The organism is Streptomyces sp. 2P-4 (assembly GCF_030167965.1).
GTDB classification, from domain to species: Bacteria; Actinomycetota; Actinomycetes; order Streptomycetales; family Streptomycetaceae; genus Streptomyces; species Streptomyces globosus_A.
In genome coordinates, this window is sequence record NZ_CP095011.1 from 5234381 (window position 1) to 5258813 (window position 24433).

The window sequence follows — 24433 nt, forward strand, 5'->3', positions numbered from 1 at the left end:
GGGCAGGAAGGTCCGCCCCGACCGGCCGCCCGCCCCGTACGAGTGGAGGGGAAGGTCACGAGATGCCGGCCAGACAGGTGCTGCCCGGGCGGCGGACGCCCGCCGCGAAACCGGCGCGGTCCCCGCGGGGCGCCGCAGCCCTCAGACCGCAGGGCCGCCGCCGCCCGCCGGGCCTGCGGCGCCCCGCGGGCGGCGGGCCGCTGACCCGGATCAGGCGCACCCAGCAGCAGCTGCGCCGGGCCTGGGACCGGCCGCTGACCGCCTATTACCTCATCTTCGGCAGCTCGCTGCTGATCACCGTGCTCGGCCTGGTGATGGTCTACTCGGCCTCGATGATCAAGGCGCTCCAGCTGGGGCTGGGGGACGCGTACTTCTTCAAGAAGCAGTTCCTCGCGGCCCTGATCGGCGCGCTGCTGCTGTTCGCCGCCTCGCGCATGCCCGTGAAGCTGCACCGGGCGCTGTCCTATCCCGTGCTGGCCGGGACGCTCTTCCTGATGGTCCTGGTGCAGGTCCCCGGGATAGGGGTCGCGGTCAACGGCAACCAGAACTGGATCTCGCTCGGCGGCCCGTTCATGCTCCAGCCCAGCGAGTTCGGCAAGCTCGCGCTGATCCTGTGGGGCGCCGACCTGCTGGCCCGCAAGGGCGACCGGGAGCTGCTGGGGCAGTGGAAGCACCTGCTGGTGCCGCTGGTGCCGGTGGCGTTCCTGCTGCTCGGCCTGATCATGCTCGGCGGGGACATGGGCACCGCGATGATCCTCGGGGCCATCCTGCTCGGACTGCTCTGGCTGGCCGGGGCGCCGACGCGGCTGTTCGCGGGCGTCCTCGCCTTCGCGGGTGTGATCATCGCACTGCTGATCAAGACCAGCCCGCACCGGATGTCCCGGCTGTCCTGCATCGCCGCGACGGAACCGGGCAAAGACGACCTGTGCTGGCAGGCCGTCCACGGGATCTACGCCCTCGCCTCGGGCGGATGGTTCGGTTCCGGACTGGGTGCCAGTGTGGAAAAATGGGGACAACTGCCCGAAGCCCACACCGACTTCATCTTCGCCATCACCGGGGAGGAACTGGGACTGGCGGGGACGCTGTCGGTACTCGCCCTGTTCGCGGCTCTAGGCTATGCGGGTATCCGCGTGGCCGGACGCACGGAGGACTCCTTCGTACGGTATGCCGCGGGAGGCGTGACCACCTGGATCACGGCCCAGGCCGTGATCAACATCGGTGCGGTGCTCGGCCTGTTGCCGATCGCCGGGGTCCCGCTCCCGCTGTTCTCGTACGGCGGTTCCGCTCTGCTGCCGACCATGTTCGCGGTCGGACTGCTCATCGCCTTCGCGCGGGAGGAGCCCGCCGCACGCGCGGCGCTCGCGATGCGCCGGCCGAAGAACGGCCGGCTGCGGACCGGGCAGAGATGGAAGACGATGAGACGGCGCGTCACGAGGCGTCCGTCCGGAGAGCGGTGAAATTCGGTGCATGTCGTACTCGCCGGTGGGGGGACCGCCGGCCACATCGAGCCGGCGCTCGCCCTCGCGGACGCCCTGCGCAGGCAGGACCCTTCCGTGGGCATCACCGCGCTCGGCACGGAGCGCGGGCTCGAAACCCGCCTGGTGCCCGAGCGCGGCTACGAGCTGGGCCTGATCCCGGCCGTCCCGCTGCCCCGCAAGCCCACCCCCGAGCTGATCACCGTCCCGGGACGGCTCCGCGGCACCATCAAGGCGGCCGAGGAGATCCTGGAGCGGACCAAGGCGGACGTCGTCGTCGGCTTCGGCGGCTACGTGGCCCTGCCCGGCTACCTCGCGGCCAAGCGGCTCGGCGTGCCGATCATCGTCCACGAGGCCAACGCCAGGCCCGGCCTCGCCAACAAGATCGGCTCCCGGTACGCGCACGCCGTCGCGGTCTCCACCCCCGACAGCAAGCTCCGCGGCGCCCGCTACGTCGGCATCCCGCTGCGCCGGACCATCTCCACCCTGGACCGCGCCGCGGTCCGCCCCGAGGCGCGTGCGGCCTTCGGCCTGGACCCCAACCTGCCGACCCTGCTGGTCTCGGGCGGCTCCCAGGGCGCCCGCCGCCTCAACGAGACGATGCAGCAGGTCGCCCCGACCCTCCAGCGCTCCGGGATCCAGATCCTGCACGCGGTCGGTCCGAAGAACGAACTGCCGCACGTCGACAACATGCCCGGGATGCCGCCCTATGTCCCGGTACCGTACGTGGACCGGATGGACCTCGCGTACGCCGCCGCCGACATGATGCTGTGCCGCGCGGGCGCGATGACCGTCGCCGAACTCTCCGCCGTCGGGCTTCCCGCCGCCTACGTCCCGCTGCCGATCGGCAACGGCGAACAGCGGCTCAACGCCCAGCCGGTGGTCAAGGCCGGCGGCGGCCTGCTCGTCGACGACGCGGAGCTGACGCCCGACTGGGTGCTCGGCAACGTCCTGCCGGTGCTGTCCGACCCGCACCGCCTGTACGAGATGTCCCGCGCCGCCTCCGAGTTCGGCCGCCGGGACGCCGACGAGCTGCTGGTCGCGATGGTGTACGAGGCGGTCGCAGCCCACAGGAACCGCTGAGGCGGGACAGCGCAGACGCAGGAGGCACAGCAGTGGCCGGAGCCAGGAGCACGCAGGGCGGGACGCCGTTCCCCGACCGGTCCGACCGGTCGGCCCGCAAGGGCCCCGGCTCCGGCCCGGGTTCCGGCCCCTCCGGGGCGGCCGAGGCGCCCGGGCGGCCCGTGCGGCCGAAGGTGCCGAAGGCGTCCGAGCAGTCGGCGCAGTCCGCCCGGCCGAAGCAGCCGAAGCCGCCCGGGTCCGCGAAGCCCCCGAAGGCCGCCAAGACCGCCCCGAAGGCATCCAAGGCCCCCAAGGCCGGGAAGTCCTCCGGGCCGTCGGGCCGGCCGAAGCCGGCGGGGGCGGGCGGCGGACCGGCCGCCCCCGGTCCCCGGGTGCGGCGCCTGGTCCGGCGGCTGCGCGGCCGGGGCCGGCTGCCGGCCCTCGCCCTCGCGGCGGTGCTGCTCTCCGGCGGCGCCTGCTGGGTGCTGTACGGCTCCTCGTGGTTCCGCGTCGAGGAGGTCACCGCCGCCGGCACCCGGGTGCTGACGGCCGAGCAGGTCCTGGCCGCGGCGGCCGTGCCCGTCGGCGCCCCGCTCGCGGGCGTGGACACGGACGAGATCGAACGCCGCGTACGGGCCCGGCTGCCCCGTGTCGATTCGGTCGAAGTGGAGCGGTCGTGGCCGCGCGGAATCGGTCTGGAAGTGACAGAGCGCAAACCCGTCCTGCTCATCAAAAAGGACGCCAACTTCGTGGAAGTGGACGCTTCGGGTGTGCGCTTCGACACGGTTGCGAAAGCACCGGCCGGCGTCCCCCTCCTGGCCCTCGACGCCTCCCGCTCGCCGAGCGGCCGCCGCTTCGACGAGGAGCGGCTGCTGCGCGAGGCGGTGGGGGTCGCCGGGGGCCTGCCGGCGCCCGTGGCCAAGGAGACCGTGCAGGTCAGGGTCGCCTCGTACGACTCGGTGGTGCTGGAGCTGACGGGCGGGCGGAAGGTCGTGTGGGGGAGCGGCGAGCAGGGGGCGGCGAAGGGCCGTGCGCTGACCGCCCTCCTCAAGGCCGCACCCGGGGCTGGGCACTTCGACGTCAGCGTCCCCACCGCCCCTGCCGTGTCCGGGAGTTGACGCCCGGTCGAACAGCGGCGCACCCTGGTTGGCCACCGATACGGGTGATCACATAGGGTGAAAAGAAAAACGGGAGGTTCGGCGTGTTCGTTGAACACGCGCTACTTGTCGACTTAGTGTCCTGTTCGGAAGAGTCCAGGGAACAGGCACATACTTAACCCTAAACTTCAGGGTTAGGGTTCGGGTCGGCGCGTTCGGACCGTCCCACATTTCGGCATCAGTCGTCGCACCGCAGGCCTGCGAGGCGGCGACACGTAACTCGAGGCGAGAGGCCTTCGACGTGGCAGCACCGCAGAACTACCTCGCAGTCATCAAGGTCATCGGTGTCGGCGGCGGTGGTGTCAATGCCATCAACCGAATGATCGAGGTCGGTCTCAAGGGCGTCGAGTTCATCGCCATCAACACGGACGCACAGGCCCTGTTGATGAGCGACGCCGACGTCAAGCTCGACGTCGGCCGCGAACTCACCCGGGGGCTCGGCGCCGGAGCCAACCCGGCAGTCGGTCGCAAGGCGGCAGAGGACCACCGCGAGGAGATCGAGGAGGTCCTCAAGGGGGCCGACATGGTCTTCGTCACCGCCGGCGAGGGCGGCGGCACCGGCACCGGCGGCGCCCCCGTCGTCGCCAACATCGCGCGCTCGCTCGGCGCCCTGACGATCGGCGTCGTCACCCGCCCGTTCACCTTCGAGGGGCGGCGCCGCGCGAACCAGGCGGAGGACGGCATCGCCGAGCTCCGCGAAGAGGTCGACACCCTCATCGTCATCCCCAACGACCGGCTGCTGTCCATCTCGGACCGCCAGGTCTCGGTGCTCGACGCCTTCAAGTCGGCCGATCAGGTCCTGCTCTCGGGTGTCCAGGGCATCACCGACCTCATCACCACCCCCGGCCTCATCAACCTCGACTTCGCCGACGTCAAGTCCGTGATGTCCGAGGCCGGCTCCGCCCTCATGGGCATCGGCTCGGCCCGCGGCGACGACCGCGCCGTGGCCGCCGCCGAGATGGCGATCTCCTCCCCGCTGCTGGAGGCGTCCATCGACGGCGCCCGCGGCGTCCTGCTGTCCATCTCCGGCGGCTCGGACCTCGGCCTCTTCGAGATCAACGAGGCCGCCCAGCTGGTCAGCGAGGCCGCCCACCCCGAGGCGAACATCATCTTCGGCGCCGTCATCGACGACGCCCTCGGCGACGAGGTGCGCGTCACCGTCATCGCCGCCGGCTTCGACGGCGGCCAGCCGCCGGCCCGCCGCGACAACGTCATCGGCGCCGCGTCCACCAAGCGCGAGGAGCCCGCGCCGGTCCCCGTCCGCGCCCCCGAGCCGGTCCGCCCGGCCTTCGGCGGACTCGGCACGGTCACCCCGCGCGAGGAGCCCCCGGCCCCGGCCGAGCCGGCCCCCGCGCCCGAGCCGCCGGCCCCCGCACCGCAGGTCCCGACGGCCCGCCCCTACCAGGACAGCCCGGCCGAGGAGCTGGACGTCCCGGACTTCTTGAAGTGACACCGGGGCAGCACACCGAGAACGGCGCCCACTTCGCCTTCACCGACCGGTGGGGCGGGGTGAGCGCCGTTCCGTACGAGGAGCTCAATCTCGGCGGCGCGGTCGGAGACGACCCGGCCGCCGTTCTCGCGAACCGGGCACGCGCGGCGAAGTCCCTCGGCCTCGCACCGGAGGCCGTGGTCTGGATGAACCAGGTCCACGGCCGGGACGTGGCCACCGTCACCGGCCCCTGGGCCGCCGGCGCCGAGGTCCCGCAGGTCGACGCCGTGGTCACCGGCCGCCGCGGCCTCGCCCTCGCGGTGCTGACCGCGGACTGCACCCCCGTCCTGCTCGCCGACCCCGTCGCGGGGGTCGCGGCCGCCGCCCACGCCGGGCGCCCCGGCCTGGTCGCCGGGGTGGTCCCCGCGGCGCTGGAGGCGATGGCCGCGCTGGGCGCGGAGCCCGGCCGGATCATCGCCCGCACGGGCCCCGCGGTGTGCGGCCGCTGCTACGAGGTGCCGGCCGCGATGCGGGACGAGGTCGCGGCCGCGGTCCCGGCCGCCCGGTCCGAGACGAGCTGGGGCACTCCCGCCGTCGACGTGGCTGCCGGCGTGCACGCCCAGCTCGCGGAGGCGGGGGTGGTGAACCGCCACCGCTCCCCGGTCTGCACACTGGAGTCGCGGGACCACTTCTCGTACCGCCGCGACCGGGTGACCGGGCGGCTTGCCGGATATGTCTGGTTGGACTAGGTGATGACGGATCGTAAGGCGGAACTCGCGGCGAACCTCGCGCGCGTGGAGGAGCGGATCTCCTCCGCGTGCGCGGCCGCGGGCCGCGACCGCGGGGAGGTGACCCTGATCGTGGTCACCAAGACGTACCCCGCGAGCGACGTACGACTGCTGGCGGAGCTCGGGGTCCGCCACGTGGCGGAGAACCGGGACCAGGATGCCGCGCCCAAGGCGGCGGCCTGTGCGGATCTGCCGCTCACCTGGCACTTCGTGGGCCAGTTGCAGACGAACAAGGTCCGTTCCGTTGCCGGTTACGCCCATGTCGTGCAGTCGGTGGACCGTCCGAAGCTGGTGACGGCGCTGTCGGCGGCGGCCGGACAGGCCGGCCGGGAGCTCGGCTGCCTCGTCCAGATCGCCCTCGACGCGGAGTCCGGCGAGCGCGGCGGCCGGGGCGGCGCCGCCCCGGAGCAGCTCGGCGAACTGGCGGACCTCGTGGCCGCGGCGCCCGGGCTGCGGCTCGACGGCCTGATGACCGTCGCCCCGCTGGCGGGGCCCTACGCGGGACGCGAACGCGCCGCGTTCGAGCGGCTGGTGGAATTGTCATCCCGCCTGCGCGCGGACCATCCGGCTGCCACGATGGTGTCGGCCGGGATGAGCGCGGACCTGGAAGAGGCCGTGGCGGCCGGTGCGACACATGTACGCGTCGGCACCGCGGTACTCGGCGCGAGACCCCGGCTCGGGTAACGTCGCGAAGAAAGTCGGACCACAGCAGAAAATATGGTCATTCCCGCTGGTGAGCGGGCAGGCCACGTGGATCGCGGGCAGTTGGTGACCTTGGTGACACGACGACACACCTGCGACAGGGCGATCCACCACAGAGCGGAGGACTCGGAGAATGGCCGGCGCGATGCGCAAGATGGCGGTCTACCTCGGCCTCGTGGAGGACGACCGGTACGACAACCCGGGGTACGACCCCGATGACGAGTTCGAACCCGAGCCGGAACCGGAGCGGGACCGCCGGCGCCAGCAGCCCGCGCACCAACCGCCCGTAACGGACGAACCGGTACGAGCCGTACAGCCTCCGGCGCAACGGGAACCCGTCCCGTCCCCGGTGGAAAGCGGACGTCCTGCGCGAATCGCCCCCGTGGCATCCATCACACCTGAACGCACGAACCTGGAGAAGAACGCCCCCGTGATCATGCCCAAGGTCGTCTCCGAGCGGGAGCCGTACCGCATCACGACGCTGCACCCCCGGACCTACAACGAGGCCCGTACCATCGGGGAACACTTCCGTGAGGGCACTCCGGTGATCATGAACCTCACGGAGATGGACGACACCGACGCGAAGCGACTTGTCGACTTTGCCGCCGGTCTCGTGTTCGGATTGCACGGCAGCATTGAACGAGTGACGCAGAAGGTGTTCCTGCTCTCGCCTGCTAACGTCGATGTCACGGCGGAGGACAAGGCCCGCATCGCGGAGGGCGGGTTCTTCAACCAAAGCTAGACCGATCCGTCAGACACGGGGCCGGGAGCAGGGCGAGAGCAGGGGAGAGGGAAGCACGGGATGGGTGTCGCACTACAGGTGGTCTACATCGCGCTGATGTGCTTCCTCATCGTGCTGATCTTCCGACTGGTGATGGACTACGTCTTCCAGTTCGCACGTTCATGGACACCCGGCAAGGCGATGGTGGTCGTCCTGGAGGCGACCTACACTGTGACCGATCCGCCGCTCAAGCTTCTCCGGCGGTTCATTCCGCCGTTGCGTCTCGGGGGCGTGGCACTGGACCTGTCCTTCTTCGTTCTGATGATCATCGTTTACATCCTCATCAGCTTCGTGAGCACCGCTGCGAGAAGCGTGTGAACGATGAGCTTTCCCGCGAGCGCGGGGACAGTCCCGATACGGTCCTGCCGACTGCCGACGACTACGTAGAGGTGAAGAAGACATGCCGCTGACTCCCGAGGACGTGCGGAACAAGCAGTTCACGACCGTCCGCCTCCGAGAAGGCTATGACGAGGACGAGGTCGATGCCTTCCTCGACGAGGTCGAAGCCGAGCTGACGCGCCTGCTGCGCGAGAACGAGGACCTGCGCGCCAAGCTGGCCGCGGCCACGCGCGCCGCCGCGCAGAACCAGCAGCAGCAGGGCATGCGCAAGCCGGAGCCCCAGGACCAGCGCGGACCCGGCGCCCCGGTGCCCGCCGCCATATCCGGCCCGCCGGCCCAGCAGGGCCCGCCGCAGATGGGCCCGCCGCAGCTCCCGGGCGGCCAGCCGCAGCTTCCCGCCGGTCCCGGCGGCCCCGGCCCGCAGGGCCCCGGCGGCCCCGGCCCGATGGGCGGCCCCATGCAGCCGATGGGCCAGCCGATGCAGCAGATGGGCCAGCAGTCGATGGGCGGCCAGAACCCGCTCGGCCAGCAGATGCAGCCCATGGGCCAGCAGATGCAGCCGATGGGTCAGCCCATGCAGCCGATGGGCCAGCAGATGCAGCCCATGGGCCAGCAGCCGCAGCTCCCGCAGCAGGGCCCCGGCGGCGACAGCGCCGCCCGCGTCCTGTCGCTGGCGCAGCAGACCGCCGACCAGGCCATCGCCGAGGCCCGCTCCGAGGCCAACAAGATCGTCGGCGAGGCGCGCAGCCGTGCCGAGGGCCTGGAGCGCGACGCCCGCGCCAAGGCCGACGCGCTGGAGCGGGACGCCCAGGAGAAGCACCGCGTCGCGATGGGCTCCCTGGAGTCCGCCCGCGCCACGCTGGAGCGCAAGGTCGAGGACCTGCGGGGCTTCGAGCGCGAGTACCGCACGCGCCTGAAGTCCTACCTGGAGTCCCAGCTGCGCCAGCTGGAGACCCAGGCCGACGACTCCCTGGCCCCGCCGCGGAACCCCGCGGGCCCCGCGCTGCCGGCGTCGCCGTCCCCGTCGATGGCCCCGGCCGGTGCCATGGGCATGGGCGGACCGTCCCCGATGGGCGGCCCCTCCCCGATGGGCGGCCCGTCGTACGGCGGACAGCAGCAGATGTCCCCCGCCATGACGCAGCCGATGGCTCCGGTGCGGCCGGCAGGGCCCTCGCCCATGCAGGCGCCGTCCCCGATGCGCGGCTTCCTCATCGACGAGGACGACAACTGACGTAGGCCCGCCGCCCAGCGGCCGGCAGGCAGTCAGCACGGGCCGGGCCCGGGTTCCCCACGGAACCCGGGCCCGGCCCGTTCCGCGCGCCCGCCCGCCGCTACAGTGGGCCGCGCGCAGCGGCGCGGTAGCGCAGAGGTCGTCGCGCCTTCTCGGCAAGAGGGAGGACGCCGGTTCGAATCCGGTCCGCCCCGCTGCGTGCCTCGAACGAAAGAACGGCGCCCTCCCCGATCGGGGAGGGCGCCGCTGCCTGCTTCCGGTGCCGTTACGCCTTGCGGAGGCGGAAGGAGAGCGTCAGCGACTCGTCGGTGAACGCCTCCCCGTACGTGCCGTCGGCCTCGCCCTCGGCGAAGTCCGTGGCCAGGACCTCCTCCGCGATGAGGTCCGCGTGGCCGGTCAGCGCGGTCACGACCTCCGGGTCGGCCGCGGTCCAGCGGAGCGCGATCCGGTCCGCGACGTCCAGGCCGGAGTTCTTGCGGGCCTCCTGGATCAGGCGGATCGCGTCACGGGCCAGGCCCGCGAGCCGCAGCTCCGGGGTGATCTCCAGGTCCAGGGCGACCGTCGCGCCCGAGTCCGAGGCGACCGACCAGCCCTCGCGCGGGGTCTCCGTGATGATGACCTCCTCCGGGGTGAGGACGACCGTCTCGCCGTTCACCTCGACCGCGGCCTCGCCGGAGCGGAGCGCCAGCGACAGCGCGGCCGCGTCCGCCGCGGCGACCGCCTTGGCCACGTCCTGGACGCCCTTGCCGAAACGCTTGCCGAGCGCCCGGAAGTTGGCCTTCGCCGTGGTGTCGACCAGGGAGCCGCCGACCTCGGACAGCGAGGCGAGGGAGGAGACGTTCAGCTCCTCCGTGATCTGCGCCTGGAGTTCGGGCGACAGCGCGTCGAAGCCCGCCGCGGCCACCAGGGCCCGCGAGAGCGGCTGGCGGGTCTTGACGCCCGACTCGGCGCGCGTGGCGCGGCCCAGCTCGACCAGGCGGCGCACCAGCTGCATCTGCCGCGACAGCACCGGGTCGATCGCGGACGTGTCGGCGACCGGCCAGGTCGACAGGTGGACGGACTCCGGGGCGTCCGGGGCGACCGGGACGACCATGTCCTGCCAGACCCGCTCCGTGATGAACGGCGTCAGCGGGGCCATCAGGCGCGTGACCGTCTCGACGACCTCGTGGAGGGTGCGCAGCGCCGCCGCGTCGCCCTGCCAGAACCGGCGGCGCGAGCGGCGCACGTACCAGTTCGACAGGTCGTCCACGAAGGCCGACAGCAGCTTGCCCGCCCGCTGCGTGTCGTACGCCTCCATCGCCTCGGTGGTCTCGGCCACCAGCGTGTTCAGCTCGGACAGCAGCCAGCGGTCCAGGACCGTGCGGTCGGCCGGCGCCGGGTCGGCCGCGGAGGGCGCCCAGTTGGAGGTGCGGGCGTACAGGGCCTGGAAGGCGACGGTGTTCCAGTACGTCAGGAGCGTCTTGCGGACGACCTCCTGGATCGTGCCGTGGCCGACGCGGCGGGCCGCCCACGGGGAGCCGCCGGCCGCCATGAACCAGCGCACCGCGTCGGCGCCGTGCTGGTCCATGAGCGGGATCGGCTGGAGGATGTTGCCCAGGTGCTTGGACATCTTCCGGCCGTCCTCGGCGAGGATGTGGCCGAGGCAGACCACGTTCTCGTACGAGGACTTGTCGAAGACCAGGGTGCCGACCGCCATCAGCGTGTAGAACCAGCCGCGGGTCTGGTCGATGGCCTCCGAGATGAACTGCGCCGGGTAGCGCTTCTCGAAGACCTCCTTGTTCTTGTACGGGTAGCCCCACTGCGCGAACGGCATCGAGCCCGAGTCGTACCAGGCGTCGATCACCTCCGGCACGCGGACCGCGGTGTGCGCGCAGCCCTCGGCGGTGCAGGGGAAGGTGACGTCGTCGATGTACGGGCGGTGCGGGTCCAGGCCGGAGTGGTCGGCGCCCGACAGCTCGGACAGCTCGGCACGCGAGCCGACGCACGTCAGGTGGCCGTCCTCGCAGCGCCAGATCGGCAGCGGGGTGCCCCAGTAGCGGTTGCGGGACAGCGCCCAGTCGATGTTGTTGTTCAGCCAGTCGCCGAAGCGGCCCTGCTTGACCGACTCGGGGAACCAGTTGGTCCTCCCGTTCTCCCGCAGCATCGCGTCCTTGACGGCGGTGGTGCGGATGTACCAGGACGGCTGCGCGTAGTACAGCAGCGCGGTGTGGCAGCGCCAGCAGTGCGGGTAGCTGTGCTCGTAGGCGATGTGCCGGAAGAGCAGGCCGCGGGCGTCGAGGTCGGCGGTCAGCTTCTCGTCGGCCTTCTTGAAGAAGACGCCGCCGACCAGCGGGACGTCCTCCTCGAAGGTGCCGTCGGGGCGGACCGGGTTCACGACGGGCAGGCCGTACGCGCGGCAGACCGCGAGGTCGTCGGCGCCGAAGGCGGGGGACTGGTGGACCAGGCCCGTGCCGTCCTCGGTCGTGACGTACTCGGCGTTGACGACGTAGTGCGCCGGCTCGGGGAACTCCACGAGGGAGAAGGGGCGCTCGTAGCCCCAGCGCTCCATCTCGCGGCCGGTGAAGGACTGCCCGGTCGCCTCCCAGCCCTCGCCGAGGGCCTTCTCCAGCAGCGGGCGGGCGACGACCAGCTTCTCGGTGCCGTCGGTCGCGACGACGTACTCCACGTCCGGGTGGGCGGCCACCGCGGTGTTGGACACCAGGGTCCAGGGGGTCGTCGTCCACACGAGGAGGGAGGCCTCGCCGGCGAGGGGGCCGGAAGTCAGCGGGAAGCGGACGAAGACGGAGGGGTCGACGACCGTCTCGTAGCCCTGGGCCAGCTCGTGGTCGGACAGGCCGGTGCCGCAGCGCGGGCACCAGGGGGCGACGCGGTGGTCCTGGACCAGCAGCCCCTTCTTGAAGATCTCCTTCAGCGACCACCACACGGACTCCACGTACTCGGGGTCCATGGTCCGGTACGCCTCGTCCAGGTCGACCCAGTAGCCCATGCGGGTCGTCAGCTCGGCGAACGCGTCGGTGTGCCGGGTCACGGACTCGCGGCACTTCGCGTTGAACTCGGCGATGCCGTACGCCTCGATGTCCTGCTTGCCGTTGAAGCCGAGCTCCTTCTCGACGGCGAGCTCGACGGGCAGGCCGTGGCAGTCCCAGCCCGCCTTGCGGGCGACGTGGTAGCCGCGCATGGTGCGGAAGCGGGGGAAGACGTCCTTGAAGACGCGGGCCTCGATGTGGTGGGCGCCGGGCATGCCGTTCGCGGTGGGCGGGCCCTCGTAGAAGACCCATTCCGGGCGGCCCTCGGACTGCTCCAGGGTCTTGGCGAAGGTCTTGTTCTCGCGCCAGAAGTCGAGAACGGCGTGTTCGAGGGCGGGCAGGTCGACCTGGGCGGGTACCGGGCGGTACTGGGGCGGTGTCGTCATGGGGCTGGGCTCTTCCTCCGGCGGTCTGCACTTCCGTCCGGAGGGACGAGAGCCTGCCGCCCCCGCGGCGGGGACGTGCTCCCGCGGTACCACCCTCCTTGGCCTCCGGACGGGTCCGGCGGCCCCCTCATTGAGGTGCGAAGCCGGTTCTACTTGCCGTACGGGACTCCGCGCGCGGAGCCGTGGCGGCTTTCTTCCGGCGGCTCAGGGGTGATCCTTCACGTCGCGCTCGCCCCCGGGCTCTCACCGTCCCCGGGTCGCTCACGGCTGCGTCCGACGCTACTCGTCCCCGTCCATGCCTTTCGCTGGGGCCAGTGTACGGGGCGGGGCGCCGCGGGGCGGACCGGTTTTGCGGTGTCCGCGCGGCCCGGCCGGCCCGGCAGGGCGCGTGACCCGAACGGCCCGGTGCGCCGGCGCGGGCGGCGGCGGGCCGGGCGGGGCGGATTACCGGGCTCCCGGCTGGGCACAACGGATGCAGGTCGGCTCGGCGGGCGCGTGCCCCGTTGCCGCGCGACGGGAGCCGACTTATCGTTCCGGCACGATGCGCGAGCAAGGTCACAGTATGTGAAGGGGCCGCGGCCATGGTGGCGAAGAAGACCGCCGGGAGTCCTCCCGAGCAGGTTGTCGGCAAGGCCGCCCGCAAGCCGGCCGCGGCCCGCAGGACGGCCGCGGCCGCGAGGAAGGCCGCGGCCGCCTCGGCCGGGGCCGAGGCGGCGGCCCAGGCCGCGCGACAGACGGGAGCCCGGAAAGTGGTTGCCAAGAAGAGCACCGGCACAGCCAGGAAGACCGCCGACGCCGTCGTCGGCGGCGGGATGCCGGCGGGTGCCACCGCGGCCCCCGCCGCCCCCGGCGAGCTCGCCGTACGGCCGGGCGAGGACCCGTGGACACCGGCCGAGGTCGCCGAGGCCCGCACCGGGCTGACCGACGAGGCCGTACGGCTGCGCGACGAGCTGCACGCCTCGGACGAGGCGATCACCGGCCTGATGCGGGACTCCGGCGACGGCGCCGGCGACGACCAGGCCGACACCGGCACCAAGAACATCACCCGCGAGTCGGAGATGGCGCTCGCCGCCAACGCCCGCGAGATGCTGGAGCAGACCGAGCGCGCCCTGGAGCGCCTCGACGCCGGCACCTACGGCCTGTGCGAGAGCTGCGGCAAGCCCATCGGCAAGGCCCGCATGCAGGCCTTCCCCCGCGCCACCCTCTGCGTGGACTGCAAGCAGAAGCAGGAGCGGCGGCACTAGTGCCGGACGCACCACCGGAGAGCCCCTCCCGCACCCGGGGAGCCGTCCCGGGCGGCGCGGGCGGCGGACCCTGACGTACCCTCGTGTCTCGTCAGGGTCCCCGGAACCTGGCGGGAACCGGTTCGAGCTAGTTCGAGGGACTCACGTGGCAGAGGCGGAGCGCATCATCGGTACGCCGGAGGTCGGGGACGAAGCCCAGCCCGAGCCCGAGGCGCCCAGGGGGCGCCGGAGGATCGCGGCGCTGCTCGTCGTCGCGGCCATCGCCTACCTGCTCGACCTGGGCACCAAGATGGTCGTCGTGGCGGAGCTGGAGCACCAGCCGCCCATCCGGATCATCGGCGACCTGCTGCGGTTCGAGGCCGTCCGCAACCCGGGCGCGGCCTTCGGCTTCGGCGAGGCCTTCACGATCCTCTTCACGGTGATCGCCGCCTCGGTGATCGTCGTGATCGTCCGGCTGGCCCGCAAGCTGTACAGCCTGCCGTGGGCGATCGCGCTCGGCCTGCTCCTCGGCGGGGCGCTGGGCAACCTCACCGACCGGATCTTCCGCTCGCCGGGCGTGTTCCGCGGCGCCGTCGTCGACTTCATCGCGCCCGCCCACTTCGCCGTCTTCAACCTCGCCGACACGGCGATCGTCTGCGGCGGCATCCTGATCGTCCTGCTGTCCTTCCGGGGACTCGACCCGGACGGTACGGTCCACAAGGACTGACGGGGCCGGGACCGGGGCCCCGCCGAGTCCGGCATACTCGACGGGTGAGCACGATTCCCGAGATCCGCACCCTGCCCGTACCCGACGGCCTCGAAGGCGAGCGCGTCGACGCCGCCATCTCCCGTATGTTCGGCTTCTCCCGGACGAAGGCCGCCGAGCTCGCCGCCGCGGGGAAGGTCTCGGTCGACGGCAGCGTCGTCGGGAAGTCCGAGCGCGTCCACGGCGGCGCCTGGCTCGAGGTCGAGATGCCCGCCCCGCCGCGCCCCGTCGAGGTCGTCGCCGAGCCCGTCCCCGGCATGGAGATCATCCACGACGACGACGACATCGTGGTCATCATGAAGCCGGTCGGCGTCGCCGCCCACCCGAGCCCCGGCTGGACCGGCACCACCGTCATCGGCGGCCTCGCCGCCGCCGGCTACCGCATCTCCACCTCCGGCGCCGCCGAGCGCCAGGGCATCGTGCACCGCCTCGACGTCGGCACCTCCGGCCTCATGGCCGTCGCCAAGTCCGAGCGCGCCTACACCTCGCTGAAGAACCAGTTCCGCGAGCGCGTCGTCGACAAGCGCTACCACGCCCTCGTCCAGGGCCACCCCGACCCGATGAGCGGCACCATCGACGCCCCGATCGGCCGGCACCCCAGCGCCGACTACAAGTGGGCCGTGACCCAGGACGGCAAGCCGTCGGTCACCCACTACGACCTGATCGAGGCCTTCCGCGCCGCCTCCCTGCTCGACATCAAGCTGGAGACCGGGCGCACCCACCAGATCCGCGTCCACATGTCCGCCCACCGGCACCCCTGCGTCGGCGACCTCACCTACGGGGCCGACCCGACCATCGCCAAGCGGCTGAAGCTGACCCGCCAGTGGCTGCACGCCGTGCGCCTCGGCTTCGAGCACCCCGCCGACGGGCAGTGGGTCGAGTTCGAGAGCGGCTACCCGGCGGACCTCCAGCACGCCCTGGACGTGATCCGCGCCGAGAGCGAGTGACGGGCGTGCCGGACCCCGCCGCGGCGCCCGCCCCGTTCACGGTCCGGCGCGCCGCCTCGCCGGAGGACCTGGAGGCCTGCTTCGCGCTGCGCACGGAGGTGTTCGTCGTCGAGCAGTCCGTACCGGAGTCCGTCGAGTACGACGCCTACGACGCGGCCGCGGTCCACGTCCTGGCCGTCGCGGCCGACGGGACCCCGCTCGGCACCGGCCGGCTGCTGCACGGCCCGGCAGCCCTCGGCAAGACCGGCGACCCGGCAGCCGGCTCGCTCGGCCGCCTCGCCGTCGCCGCGCCCGCCCGCGGCCTCGGCGTCGGGGCGGCGCTGGTCCGGGCGATCGAGGCGGAGGCCGCCCGGCTCGGGCTGACCGCGGTCACTCTCGGCGCACAGGTCCACGCCCTCGGCTTCTACGAGCGGCTCGGCTACGAGCCGTACGGCCCCGCGTACGAGGAGGCGGGCATCGCCCACCGCGCGATGCGGCGCACGCTGGACGCCCGCGGCGCCAGGCCCTGAATCCCCGGCCCCGGCCCCCCGGCCGCGGGCCGGCAGGGTGGGGGAGTGGATCAGCTTGCCCTGCTGTTCGTGCTGCTGCTCGGGGCGGTCGTCTCGGTGCCCCTCGGGGACCGGCTGGGGCTCCCGGCGCCCGTCCTGATGACGCTTGGCCGGGGCCGTGCTCGCCGTGGTCGTCGTGGTCAGGCTGCTGTGGCTGCTGCCCGCCGCCTGGCTCGCCGGGCGCCTGCACACCGGGCGCGACGTCGACGAGGAGATCCCGCTCGGCTGGCGCGAGAGCGTCGTCATGTGGTGGGCGGGCATGCGCGGCGTCGCCTCGGTGGCGCTCGCCCTCGCGATCCCGCTGACGGCGGCGGGCGGGGCGCCGTTCCCGGCGCGCGACGAGATCGTCTTCATCGCCTTCTGCGTGGTCAAGGTGACGCTGGTGTGCCAGGGCCTGACCCTGCCGTGGCTCGTGCGCAGGCTCGGCGTCGAGGCCGACCCCGGCCCGGGACAGGAGCTGCAGCGGGAGCTGGCGGTCCGCGCGGCGAAGGCGGCGAAGCGGCGGCTGCAGCAGATCGAGGAGGCCGAGGACCTCCCGGAGGACCTGGTGGAGCAGCTGTACCGGCGGGCGTACGAGCTGGGGGCGCGCATCAGCCCCGACATGGTCGACGAGGAGCGGCGCGAGGCGTACGCCCGGCGCGAGCAGCGGATGGGGGACCTGCGGCGGATCCAGCGGGAGATGCTGTCCGCCGCCCGGCACGAGGTGCTGGCGGCGCGCAGCGAGCCCGGCGCGGACCCGGAGGTCGTCGACCGGGTGCTGCTCCACCTCGACGTCCGCAGCCTGCGGGCGCCGTAGCGGGCCGGGGGCCGGCCGGGGTCAGGCGCGGGCGCCGGCGGTGGCGCCCTCCGCGGCCGCGCCGCCGCCGGTCCGGTCGGCGGGCGGCGGGACGGCGGCGGTGGTCGCGATGCGGGGCAGGGCGTACGGGTGGTGCTCCACCAGCCAGGCCAGCATGCGCTCGCGGACCGCGCAGCGGGCCGTCCACACGTCGGAGGCGTCCTTCGCCGTGAGCACGGCGCGGACCTCGATCGTGTGCGGTGTGGTGTCGGTCACGGCGAGGTCGGACGCCCGGCCGTCCCATGCGGGGACTTCGGCGAGGATCCGGCGGAGCTGGCGGCGCATGGCGTCGACGGGGGCGCTGTGGTCCAGGTGCCAGAAGACGGTGCCGGTCATCTCGGCGCCGCCGCGGGACCAGTTCTCGTACGGCTTGGCCGTGAAGTACGACACGGGCATGGTGATGCGCCGCTCGTCCCAGGTGCGGACCACCAGGAAGGTGAGGGTGATCTCCTCGACGGTGCCCCACTCGCGGTCCACGACGACGGTGTCGCCGATGCGGACGGTGTCGCCGAAGGCGATCTGGAGGCCGGCGAACAGGTTGCCCAGCGAGGACTGGGCGGCGATGCCGGCGACGATGCCGATGAGGCCCGCGGAGGCCAGGACGGAGGTGCCGACGGCCCGCATGGCCGGGAAGGCCAGCAGCATGGCGGCCGCGGCGACCACCACGACGGCGGCCGTCACCACCCGCTGGATCAGCGTGACCTGTGTGCGGACCCGGCGGACCCGGGCCTGGTCGGAGGTGCGGCCGGCGTAGCGGGCGTACGCGGCGTCCACGACGGCGGTGGCGATGCCGGTGAGCAGCCAGGCCGTCGAGGCGATCAGTACGAGGGTCAGGGTGCGGCCCACGGCGGGGGAGTGGTCGGGCAGGATCCCGGCCTGCCGGTAGGTGCCGCGCAGCAGGAGCGCGCACAGCGCGAGGCGGAACGGCCGGCGGCAGCGGCGCAGCATCACCCACAGCGGGGTGTCGCCGGGCCGGGCGGCGGCGCGGCGCAGCAGCACGTCGAGCAGCCACCCGGCGGCCAGGGTGGCGGCGAGTGCGCCGCAGGCGTACAGGAGGGGCCGGAGAAGGGTGTCCGTGTCCATGGCCTTCCGGGTAACCGGAACACGCGCTCGGAAACTGGCACGATGGGAGACATGGACATCATGCTCTTCCATTCGACGTACGGGCTGCGGCCCGCGGTGCACGAGGCGGCCGGGCGGCTGCGCGCGGCCGGCCACGAGGTGCAGGTGCCGGACCTGTTCGAGGGGCGCACCTTCGAGACCGTCGAGGAGGGCGTGGCGCACCGGGACGAGCTGGGCCGGGACGAGCTGCTGCGGCGCGCGGTGGCGGCGGCCGCCCCGTACTCCGACCGCGGGCTGGTCTATGCGGGCTTCTCCTTCGGCGGGTCGGTCGCCCAGCACCTGGCACTGGCCGACGAGAAGGCGCGCGGGCTGCTGCTCCTGCACGGCACGGCCGACCTGGGGGAGGACGCGTCCGTGGACGGGCTGCCGGTGCAGCTGCACGTGGCCGACCCCGATCCGTTCGAGCCGCACGACTGGCTGACGGCCTGGTACCTGCGGATGCAGCGGGCCGGCGCGGACGTCGAGGTGCACCGCTACCCGGGCGCCGGGCACCTGTTCACCGACCCGGGACTGGAGGACTACGACGCGGAGGCCGCGGAGCAGGCGTGGAAGGCGGCGGCCGGCTTCCTGGACAGCCTGTAGGGGCGGGGGAGGCGGCGAGGGCGGGGCACCGGGGGAACCGGTGCCCCGCCCCTCGCGCGCGGTCGGACGGGTCAGGCGCGGTATGCGGTCCACATGCTGTTCATGCGGGCCACCTGGCCGGCGGTGAACTGGTACATGCAGGAGTCGTACGTGTAGTCCATGAAGTTGTGGATCGGGTCGGCGCCGTCCTTCCTGGCGCAGCTGTCGCGGCCGGTCGGGCACTCGTACGCGGCGCTCTTCTCGGCCGGGGTGTCGGCCACGGAGTCACCGCTTCCGTTGCAGCCGCCCTGGAAGGTGTGGTACAGGCCCATCCAGTGGCCGACCTCGTGGGTCGCGGTGTCGCCCTCGTTGTAGTTCGCGGCGGAGCCGCCCGGCAGCGAGGAGTTGAGCAGGACGACGCCGTCCATCTTCGGCTGCGAGGCGTAGGAGCTCGGGAAGGTCGCCCAGCCGAGCAGGCCGCCGCCGAGGTCGGCGGTGTAGACGTTGAGCGCGTTCGAGCCGCCCTTGCGCAGGGCGTTCTTCATGTCCTTCTCGGCCTGCGAGCCGTGGGAGACGCCGTACCAGGCGGCGTTGTCGGTGTAGTCGGTGGAGACCAGCTGGAACTGGTAGCCGGCGTTGACGTTCCCGGTGCCCTGGCCGCCGAAGGCGGCGTTGAGGACGGCGAGCTGGTTGCTGATGTCCGCGGCGGACAGCTTGCCCTGGGTGCCGTTGTGGATGACGTGGAAGTAGACCGGGACGGTCGTGGCGGCGGTCGCCTCGGCGGCGCGCATCTGGCGCTGCGGGCCCGTCTGGGAGAGCTTCTTGGCCAGGTCGGCGTCCATGGACTTGACCTGGGCCTCCGTCACCTCGTTGGGTTCGTCGGCGTGCTTGTCGTGCGGCCGGGCGACGCGGGCGCCGGCGGGGGCGCCGGCGCCCTCCTCGGCACACTGCTCGGCGCCGGTGGGGGCGGCGGCCAGCGTGGCGGGGGCGGAGACGGGGGAGAACGCCAGGGCTCCGGCCAGGGCGGCCGGAACGAGCAGGCGGCGGCGGAGCTTGGGGGATATGCGGGCAGAGGCGCGCACGTGTACTCCTCGCGAGCGTGGTGGGGGGTGAGGGACTTCCTCACGCTGGCGCGAAGCTTATGTGTCCATGTCATGCCTGTGACAAGGCCTGTGTGTAAAAGATTTGTTGCTTGTGGGCCGTGAGGGGCGCCTGGTCTGAACCAAGCACCCCCCTCGCGCCGTAGAATTGACGGTTTGTCAGCGAATGATCAGTGCACCGGGCTCCATGCCCGCTCCACCTTCTGCGAGCCGCTCCGGGTCCGGTACGAGCGGGTCCAGGACGCCCGCGCGTCCTGCCGGCGCTTGTCGGACACGACGTAGTAGTCCATCTGCGAGCGCTCGGCCGTCACGTCCAGCACGCCGTACCCGTGCGAGTCCATGTCCAGCCACTTGACGTGCCAGTTCGCCGCCCGGATGGCGGTCTCCGCCGCCAGTGAGGCCGTGTGCGCCGGCACGTGCAGCAGGTCGTCGATGTTGTCCGAGGTCACCGAGGTGACGACGAACTCGGTGGCAGCCGTCCCCGAGCCGGGGTACGTCGCCATGTTCACCGGGACGTCGTTGGCGAAGGCCATGTGGATGTCGCCCGTCAGGAACACCGTGTTCCGGATGTTCCGGTCCCTCAGGTGCGCCAGCAGCTCCTTGCGGTCGTCGGTGTACCCGTCCCACTGGTCCGTGCTGATCGCGATCCCGCCCTGCGGCAGGCCGAGGAGCTTGGCCAGCGGCGCGAGCAGGTGCGCCGGCAGCGAGCCGAACGCCAGCGGCGAGATCATGACCGAGGTGCCGACGAGCTTCCAGGCGGCGTCCGACGATGCAAGGCCCGCCTTCAGCCAGTCCAGCTGCGCCCGCCCCGTGATGGTGCGCTCGGGGTCGTCCACCGCCCCGCTGCCCACCTTGACCGGCTGCGAGCGGAAGCTGCGCAGGTCGAGCAGGTGCAGGTCGGCGAGGGAGCCGAAGCGCAGGCGCCGGTAGACGGTGCCCGCGGTGGAGGGGCGCACCGGCATCCACTCGAAGTACGCCTGCTTGGCGGCGGCCGCGCGGGCGGCCCAGTCCCCCTCGGTGCCCGGCGTGTGGTTCTCCGCGCCGCCCGCCCAGGCGTCGTTGGCGATCTCGTGGTCGTCCCAGATCGCGATGACCGGATGCGCCGCGTGCAGGGCCTGGAGGTCGGCGTCCGTCTTGTACCGGCCGTGCCGGATCCGGTAGTCGGCGAGCGTGGTGGTCTCGTGCCGCGGCTCGTGGGGGCGGACGGTGTACTTGGCCTCGGGGTAGGCGCCGCTCCCGTACTCGTAGACGTAGTCCCCCAGGTGCAGGACCGCGTGCAGGTCGGCGCGGGCGGCCAGGTGGCGGTAGGCGGAGAAGTACCCGGACTCCCAGTTGGAGCAGGAGGCCACGCCGAAGCGGACCCGGTCCGTGCGGGCGTCGTGGCGGGGGGCGGTCAGGGTGCGCCCGACCGCGGAGACCGCGGAGCCGGCCGTGAACCGGTAGAAGTAGGCCGTCTGCGGGGCGAGTCCGCGGACGTCTGCCTTGACGGTGTGGTCGGCGGCGGCCGTCGCGGTGACGGTGCCGCTCGCGACGACGCGGGCGAACGCCCTGTCCTCGGCGACCTCCCAGGCCACCGGGACGGCCGGGCCGAGGCCGGAGCCGGGCACCGCCTCGGGGACGGGGGTGACGCGGGTCCACAGCAGGACGCCGTCGGGGAGGGGGTCGCCGGAGGCGACGCCGTGGAGGAAGGCGGGGCCGGCGGACGCGGCCGAGGCGGGCGTGGCGCCCAGGGCCGCCGCGAGCGGCGTGAGTGCGGCCGTGGCCGCCGCCGCCTTGACGACCGTACGGCGGCGGGGAGTTGCCGCAGCGGTGTGGGAGGTGAGATGACTGGTCACGGATCATCATATTACTGACGGGTATCACCGCGAGTACACACCTCGGACGGCAACGGGCGGGCGAACTCCAGGAGTCCGCCCGCCCGTTGGGAGGGGAGGGTGAGCGTCCGCGCCGCGGCGCGGACGCCCGGGGATCAGCCGGCGATGGCCTTGTCCACGGCGGCCGTGAACTCCTCCGCCGTCATCTTCAGGCCGATCTCCTTGCCGTCCATCTTCAGCGCGGGGGTGCCCTTCACGCCGGCCTTGTCGAACTCCTTGGACAGCTCGACCGCCCAGCGGTTGAAGGTGCCCTCCTCGACGGCCTTCTTGAACTCGGCGTTCCCCTTGAGCGCCGGGACCTGGTCGGCGATCTTCAGCAGGTAGGCGTCGTCGCTGAACTTGTCGTCCCGCTCCTCCGGGTGGTTCTCCTTGGCGTAGAGGGCGGTCTTGTACTCCAGGAACGCCTCCGGGCCGACGTTCAGGGCGGCGCCGAGCGCGCTCAGCGCGTTCTTCGAGCCGCTGCCGCCCAGGCCCTTGTCCAGGAAGGTCGCGCCGACGAACTGCAGCTTGTACTTGCCGGCGTCCAGGTCCTTCTTTATCTGCGGGCCGACGCCCTGCTCGAACTGCGAGCAGACCGGGCAGCGGGCGTCCTCGAACAGCTCCAGCGTCTTCTTCGCGTCGGCCTTGCCGAGGACGACGGTCGTGCCGTTGTCGCCCGAGGTGTTCTTCGGGGCGGTCAGCGGCGCCGTCGCCGCCTTCTCCCACTCGTCGGGCTGGTTGGCCTGGACGACCGCGTAGCCGATGCCGCCGGCCAGCGCGAGGGCGGCGACGACGGCGCCGGCGACCGTCACCTGGCGGCGGACCTTCGCCTTCTTCGCCTGCTTCTCGCGCTCGGCGCGCAGCCGCTCGCGGGCCGCCGCCTTGTTCGCCTGGCTGTTGCGTGCGCTCATGGTGTTCTCCGTGGGTGTGGTGCTGACGTGGAAACGGGGACGTGCCGTACGGGTCAGGCGCGCGTGAGCGCGCCGCGTACGGGAGGCCCCCTGAGCCCCACGGAGTGGACGGGGAAGCGGGTACGGGCGCCCCGGTCCGCCCGGTCGGGCCGCGGCCCGCGCCCGGGGTGGCCGGCCCGCACCGCCGCCGAGGCCGCGGCCAGCAGCAGCGGCCGGAACGCCGAGGCGGCCGCCGCCCTCAGCAGCTGGGCCAGGGCCCGCTCGCCGTGCCGCAGCCAGACCGCGGCCAGCAGGCCGACGCAGACGTGCGCGCCGAGCAGCAGCCACGGGGTCCACGGGCCGGGCGAGGCCAGCAGCGCGGCGGGGTCGCCGGCGGCGTCGGTGACCTCGGCCAGCGGTCCGCCGAGCGGCTCGCCGCCGCACAGCCCGTGCAGGCCGAGCGCGCGCAGCGGGCCGGACACCGGTCCGCCGGCGGGCCCGTAGCAGATGTGCTGTCCGGCGGTGAAGACGGTGTCGGCAGCCAGCTCCAGCGGGACGAGCAGGGCGGCGATCGGGCCGAGGCCCCGCTCGCGGCCCGCCAGCGGCCAGGCGATCACGAAGACGGCCGCGAAGGCCCCGGCCGCGAGGACCGGCGGCAGCGGCACCCGGGACATCAGGACGTGCGAGCCGGCCGAGAGCAGCACGACGAGCGCGCTGAACAGCGCGACGCGCAGCGCCCTCGGTCCTGCCCCTGACATCTCCATCGCGGCGAGTCTGCCACGACTCCCTGTGAATCCGTGCCCCGGGCTTCGCGCCGGGGGAGCCGCTACGGCCGGATCCGGCCGTTGCGGAAGAGGTCGACGAAGATCTGGTGGTCGGCCCGGGCCCGGGCCCCGTAGGCGTGCGCGAAGTCCACGAGCAGCTCCGGGAAGCCCTCCTCGTCGGCGGTGATCGCGCTGTCGATGGCCCGCTCCGTGGAGAACGGCACGAGGGTGTGGCCGCTGCCCGCCTCGTCCGCCGCGGCGTGCATGGTCGCCGTCGCGCGTCCCAGGTCGGCGACGACGGCCGTGATCTCCTCCGGGTCGTCCAGGCCGGACCAGTCCAGGTCCACCGCGTACGGGGAGACCTCGGCCACCAGCTGCCCGGTCCCGTCCAGCTCGGTCCAGCCCAGCCACGGGTCGGCGTGCGCCTGGAGGGCCCGCTGGGAGATCACCGTGCGGTGGCCCTCGTGCCGGAAGGAGTCCCGGACCGCCCGGTCCGTGACGTGCCGCGAGACGGCCGGGGTCTGCGCCTGCTTGAGGTAGATCACGACGTCGTTCTCCAGGGCGTCGCTGTGCCCCTCCAGCAGGATGTTGTACGAGGGCAGCCCGGCCGAGCCGATGCCCACGCCCCGCCGGCCCACGACGTCCTTCACGCGGTAGGAGTCCGGGCGGACCAGCGATTCGTCGGGCAGGGTCTCCAGGTAGGCGTCGAACGCGGACAGCACCTTGTACCGGGTCGCCGCGTCCAGCTCGACGGTGCCGCCGCCGGGCGCGAAGCGCCGCTCGTGGTCGCGGATCTCCGTCATCGACTCCAGCAGGCCGAAGCGGGTCCGGGAGCGGGCCGCGCGCAGGGCATCCAGCAGCGGGCCCCGCGAGGTGTCCAGGGTGAAGGAGGGGGCCTCGCCGTCGGCGGGGCCGGCGGCCAGGACGCCGATCCGCTCCCGGTAGGCGGCCGCGTACACCCGGACCAGGTCGCTGATCTGGGTGTCGCTGAGGGCCTTGGTGTAGCCGATCAGGGCGACGGAGGCCGCGAACCGCTTCAGGTCCCAGGTGAAGGGGCCGACGTAGGCCTCGTCGAAGTCGTTGACGTTGAAGACCAGGCGGCCGCCCGCGTCCATGTACGTGCCGAAGTTCTCGGCGTGCAGGTCGCCGTGGATCCAGACGCGGCCGGTCCGGTCGTCGAGGTAGGGGCGCCGGCCCCCGCCGGCCCGCCCGGCCCACTCGTGCTCCAGGTCGGCGTAGAAGAGGCAGGCCGTGCCGCGGTAGAAGGCGAAGGCGGAGGCGGCCATCCTGCGGAACTTGACCTGGAAGGCCGCGGGGTCCGCCGCGAGGAGCTCGCCGAAGGCGGTGCCGAAGACGTCGAGTATCTGCTCGGCGCGCTGTTCGTTCGTCGTCTCGGGGACCGCCATGGCGGGTTCCTCCTGGTGCACGGGCTGGTACGGGTTCCGACC

At 72.9% G+C, this 24433-nt stretch carries 21 protein-coding genes and 1 pseudogene; 15 read left to right on the plus strand and 7 right to left on the minus strand.

The window, feature by feature from the left end; genetic code table 11:
* The first annotated feature begins 62 nt into the window (after window positions 1-62).
* The 9 genes from ftsW (at window position 63) to MUK52_RS23230 (ending at window position 8964) form a co-directional block, all read left to right on the plus strand.
* Window positions 63-1457, plus strand: coding sequence for a putative lipid II flippase FtsW (gene ftsW, locus MUK52_RS23190; protein ID WP_284579709.1), 1395 nt, complete (start codon window positions 63-65; stop codon window positions 1455-1457).
* Between the two features lie 6 nt (window positions 1458-1463).
* A complete protein-coding gene (gene murG, locus MUK52_RS23195; RefSeq protein ID WP_114057193.1) occupies window positions 1464-2558 on the plus strand; it encodes an undecaprenyldiphospho-muramoylpentapeptide beta-N-acetylglucosaminyltransferase in 1095 nt (364 codons plus the stop codon).
* A 392-nt stretch (window positions 2559-2950) separates the two neighbouring features.
* Window positions 2951-3655, plus strand: coding sequence for a cell division protein FtsQ/DivIB (locus tag MUK52_RS23200; protein ID WP_472913006.1), 705 nt, complete (start codon window positions 2951-2953; stop codon window positions 3653-3655).
* A gap of 280 nt (window positions 3656-3935) precedes the next feature.
* The gene (gene ftsZ / locus MUK52_RS23205) at window positions 3936-5144 is read left to right on the plus strand and encodes a cell division protein FtsZ (protein WP_114057192.1); all 1209 of its coding nucleotides are present in this window, start codon (window positions 3936-3938) and stop codon (window positions 5142-5144) included.
* Window positions 5141-5872, plus strand: coding sequence for a peptidoglycan editing factor PgeF (pgeF, locus tag MUK52_RS23210; protein ID WP_284579713.1), 732 nt, complete (start codon window positions 5141-5143; stop codon window positions 5870-5872). Before ftsZ ends, pgeF begins: the two co-directional genes overlap by 4 nt.
* Before the next feature lie 3 nt (window positions 5873-5875).
* Complete coding sequence (locus MUK52_RS23215; protein ID WP_114058864.1) at window positions 5876-6595, plus strand: YggS family pyridoxal phosphate-dependent enzyme; 720 nt, start codon at window positions 5876-5878, stop codon at window positions 6593-6595.
* A 151-nt stretch (window positions 6596-6746) separates the two neighbouring features.
* Window positions 6747-7355 (plus strand): cell division protein SepF, encoded by a 609-nt coding sequence (locus MUK52_RS23220; RefSeq protein WP_125546003.1) that lies wholly within the window; start codon window positions 6747-6749, stop codon window positions 7353-7355.
* Window positions 7356-7415: 60 nt separating this feature from the next.
* Window positions 7416-7712, plus strand: coding sequence for a YggT family protein (locus MUK52_RS23225; RefSeq protein ID WP_030155988.1), 297 nt, complete (start codon window positions 7416-7418; stop codon window positions 7710-7712).
* Between the two features lie 82 nt (window positions 7713-7794).
* The gene (locus MUK52_RS23230) at window positions 7795-8964 is read left to right on the plus strand and encodes a DivIVA domain-containing protein (RefSeq protein ID WP_114057189.1); all 1170 of its coding nucleotides are present in this window, start codon (window positions 7795-7797) and stop codon (window positions 8962-8964) included.
* 265 nt (window positions 8965-9229) lie between these two features.
* Here the strand turns inward: MUK52_RS23230 and ileS are convergent, their stop codons facing one another.
* Window positions 9230-12376, minus strand: coding sequence for an isoleucine--tRNA ligase (gene ileS / locus MUK52_RS23235; protein ID WP_114057188.1), 3147 nt, complete (start codon window positions 12374-12376; stop codon window positions 9230-9232).
* A 581-nt stretch (window positions 12377-12957) separates the two neighbouring features.
* Between ileS and MUK52_RS23240 the strand changes: the two genes are divergently transcribed.
* The 5 genes and pseudogenes from MUK52_RS23240 to MUK52_RS23260 form a co-directional block, all read left to right on the plus strand.
* Complete coding sequence (locus MUK52_RS23240) at window positions 12958-13620, plus strand: TraR/DksA family transcriptional regulator (RefSeq protein WP_428985454.1); 663 nt, start codon at window positions 12958-12960, stop codon at window positions 13618-13620.
* A gap of 145 nt (window positions 13621-13765) precedes the next feature.
* The gene (gene lspA / locus MUK52_RS23245) at window positions 13766-14326 is read left to right on the plus strand and encodes a signal peptidase II (RefSeq protein ID WP_114057186.1); all 561 of its coding nucleotides are present in this window, start codon (window positions 13766-13768) and stop codon (window positions 14324-14326) included.
* 44 nt (window positions 14327-14370) lie between these two features.
* Window positions 14371-15312 (plus strand): RluA family pseudouridine synthase, encoded by a 942-nt coding sequence (locus MUK52_RS23250; protein ID WP_114057185.1) that lies wholly within the window; start codon window positions 14371-14373, stop codon window positions 15310-15312.
* Window positions 15313-15317: 5 nt separating this feature from the next.
* Window positions 15318-15821, plus strand: a complete 504-nt coding sequence (locus MUK52_RS23255; protein ID WP_284579737.1) for a GNAT family N-acetyltransferase — start codon at window positions 15318-15320, stop codon at window positions 15819-15821.
* 154 nt (window positions 15822-15975) lie between these two features.
* Window positions 15976-16656: pseudogene (locus tag MUK52_RS23260) on the plus strand (cation:proton antiporter domain-containing protein); the annotation flags it as partial.
* Window positions 16657-16677: 21 nt separating this feature from the next.
* Here MUK52_RS23260 and MUK52_RS23265 read toward each other — a convergent pair.
* Window positions 16678-17778 carry a mechanosensitive ion channel family protein gene (locus MUK52_RS23265; protein ID WP_284579739.1) on the minus strand — a complete coding sequence of 367 codons (1101 nt, stop codon included), beginning with the start codon at window positions 17776-17778 and terminating at the stop codon, window positions 16678-16680.
* Between the two features lie 42 nt (window positions 17779-17820).
* On the opposite strand from MUK52_RS23265, the gene MUK52_RS23270 reads away from it, so the two are divergent.
* Window positions 17821-18399, plus strand: a complete 579-nt coding sequence (locus MUK52_RS23270) for a dienelactone hydrolase family protein (RefSeq protein WP_114057184.1) — start codon at window positions 17821-17823, stop codon at window positions 18397-18399.
* Between the two features lie 71 nt (window positions 18400-18470).
* Here MUK52_RS23270 and MUK52_RS23275 read toward each other — a convergent pair whose 3' ends face one another.
* The 5 genes from MUK52_RS23275 to MUK52_RS23295 form a co-directional block, all read right to left on the minus strand.
* Complete coding sequence (locus MUK52_RS23275; RefSeq protein WP_284579741.1) at window positions 18471-19460, minus strand: zinc metalloprotease; 990 nt, start codon at window positions 19458-19460, stop codon at window positions 18471-18473.
* A gap of 188 nt (window positions 19461-19648) precedes the next feature.
* Window positions 19649-21313, minus strand: a complete 1665-nt coding sequence (locus tag MUK52_RS23280) for an alkaline phosphatase D family protein (protein ID WP_114057183.1) — start codon at window positions 21311-21313, stop codon at window positions 19649-19651.
* Window positions 21314-21447: 134 nt separating this feature from the next.
* Window positions 21448-22242, minus strand: a complete 795-nt coding sequence (locus MUK52_RS23285; RefSeq protein ID WP_114057182.1) for a thioredoxin domain-containing protein — start codon at window positions 22240-22242, stop codon at window positions 21448-21450.
* 53 nt (window positions 22243-22295) lie between these two features.
* Window positions 22296-22985 carry a hypothetical protein gene (locus MUK52_RS23290; RefSeq protein ID WP_284579744.1) on the minus strand — a complete coding sequence of 230 codons (690 nt, stop codon included), beginning with the start codon at window positions 22983-22985 and terminating at the stop codon, window positions 22296-22298.
* A gap of 62 nt (window positions 22986-23047) precedes the next feature.
* On the minus strand, window positions 23048-24391 hold the full coding sequence (locus MUK52_RS23295) for a DUF2252 domain-containing protein (RefSeq protein ID WP_114057180.1): 1344 nt from the start codon (window positions 24389-24391) through the stop codon (window positions 23048-23050).
* Window positions 24392-24433 lie beyond the last annotated feature (42 nt).

Coding starts and splice junctions, on each gene's coding strand:
- ftsW (WP_284579709.1), top strand. CDS start 63: ATGCCGGCCAGACAGGTGCTGCCCGGGCGGCGGACGCCCGCCGCGAAA.
- MUK52_RS23290 (WP_284579744.1), bottom strand. CDS start 22,985: ATGGAGATGTCAGGGGCAGGACCGAGGGCGCTGCGCGTCGCGCTGTTC.
- ileS (WP_114057188.1), bottom strand. CDS start 12,376: ATGACGACACCGCCCCAGTACCGCCCGGTACCCGCCCAGGTCGACCTG.
- MUK52_RS23230 (WP_114057189.1), top strand. CDS start 7,795: ATGCCGCTGACTCCCGAGGACGTGCGGAACAAGCAGTTCACGACCGTC.
- MUK52_RS23270 (WP_114057184.1), top strand. CDS start 17,821: ATGGGAGACATGGACATCATGCTCTTCCATTCGACGTACGGGCTGCGG.
- MUK52_RS23220 (WP_125546003.1), top strand. CDS start 6,747: ATGGCCGGCGCGATGCGCAAGATGGCGGTCTACCTCGGCCTCGTGGAG.
- MUK52_RS23295 (WP_114057180.1), bottom strand. CDS start 24,391: ATGGCGGTCCCCGAGACGACGAACGAACAGCGCGCCGAGCAGATACTC.
- MUK52_RS23215 (WP_114058864.1), top strand. CDS start 5,876: ATGACGGATCGTAAGGCGGAACTCGCGGCGAACCTCGCGCGCGTGGAG.
- MUK52_RS23265 (WP_284579739.1), bottom strand. CDS start 17,778: ATGGACACGGACACCCTTCTCCGGCCCCTCCTGTACGCCTGCGGCGCA.
- MUK52_RS23225 (WP_030155988.1), top strand. CDS start 7,416: ATGGGTGTCGCACTACAGGTGGTCTACATCGCGCTGATGTGCTTCCTC.
- MUK52_RS23285 (WP_114057182.1), bottom strand. CDS start 22,242: ATGAGCGCACGCAACAGCCAGGCGAACAAGGCGGCGGCCCGCGAGCGG.
- MUK52_RS23240 (WP_428985454.1), top strand. CDS start 12,958: ATGGTGGCGAAGAAGACCGCCGGGAGTCCTCCCGAGCAGGTTGTCGGC.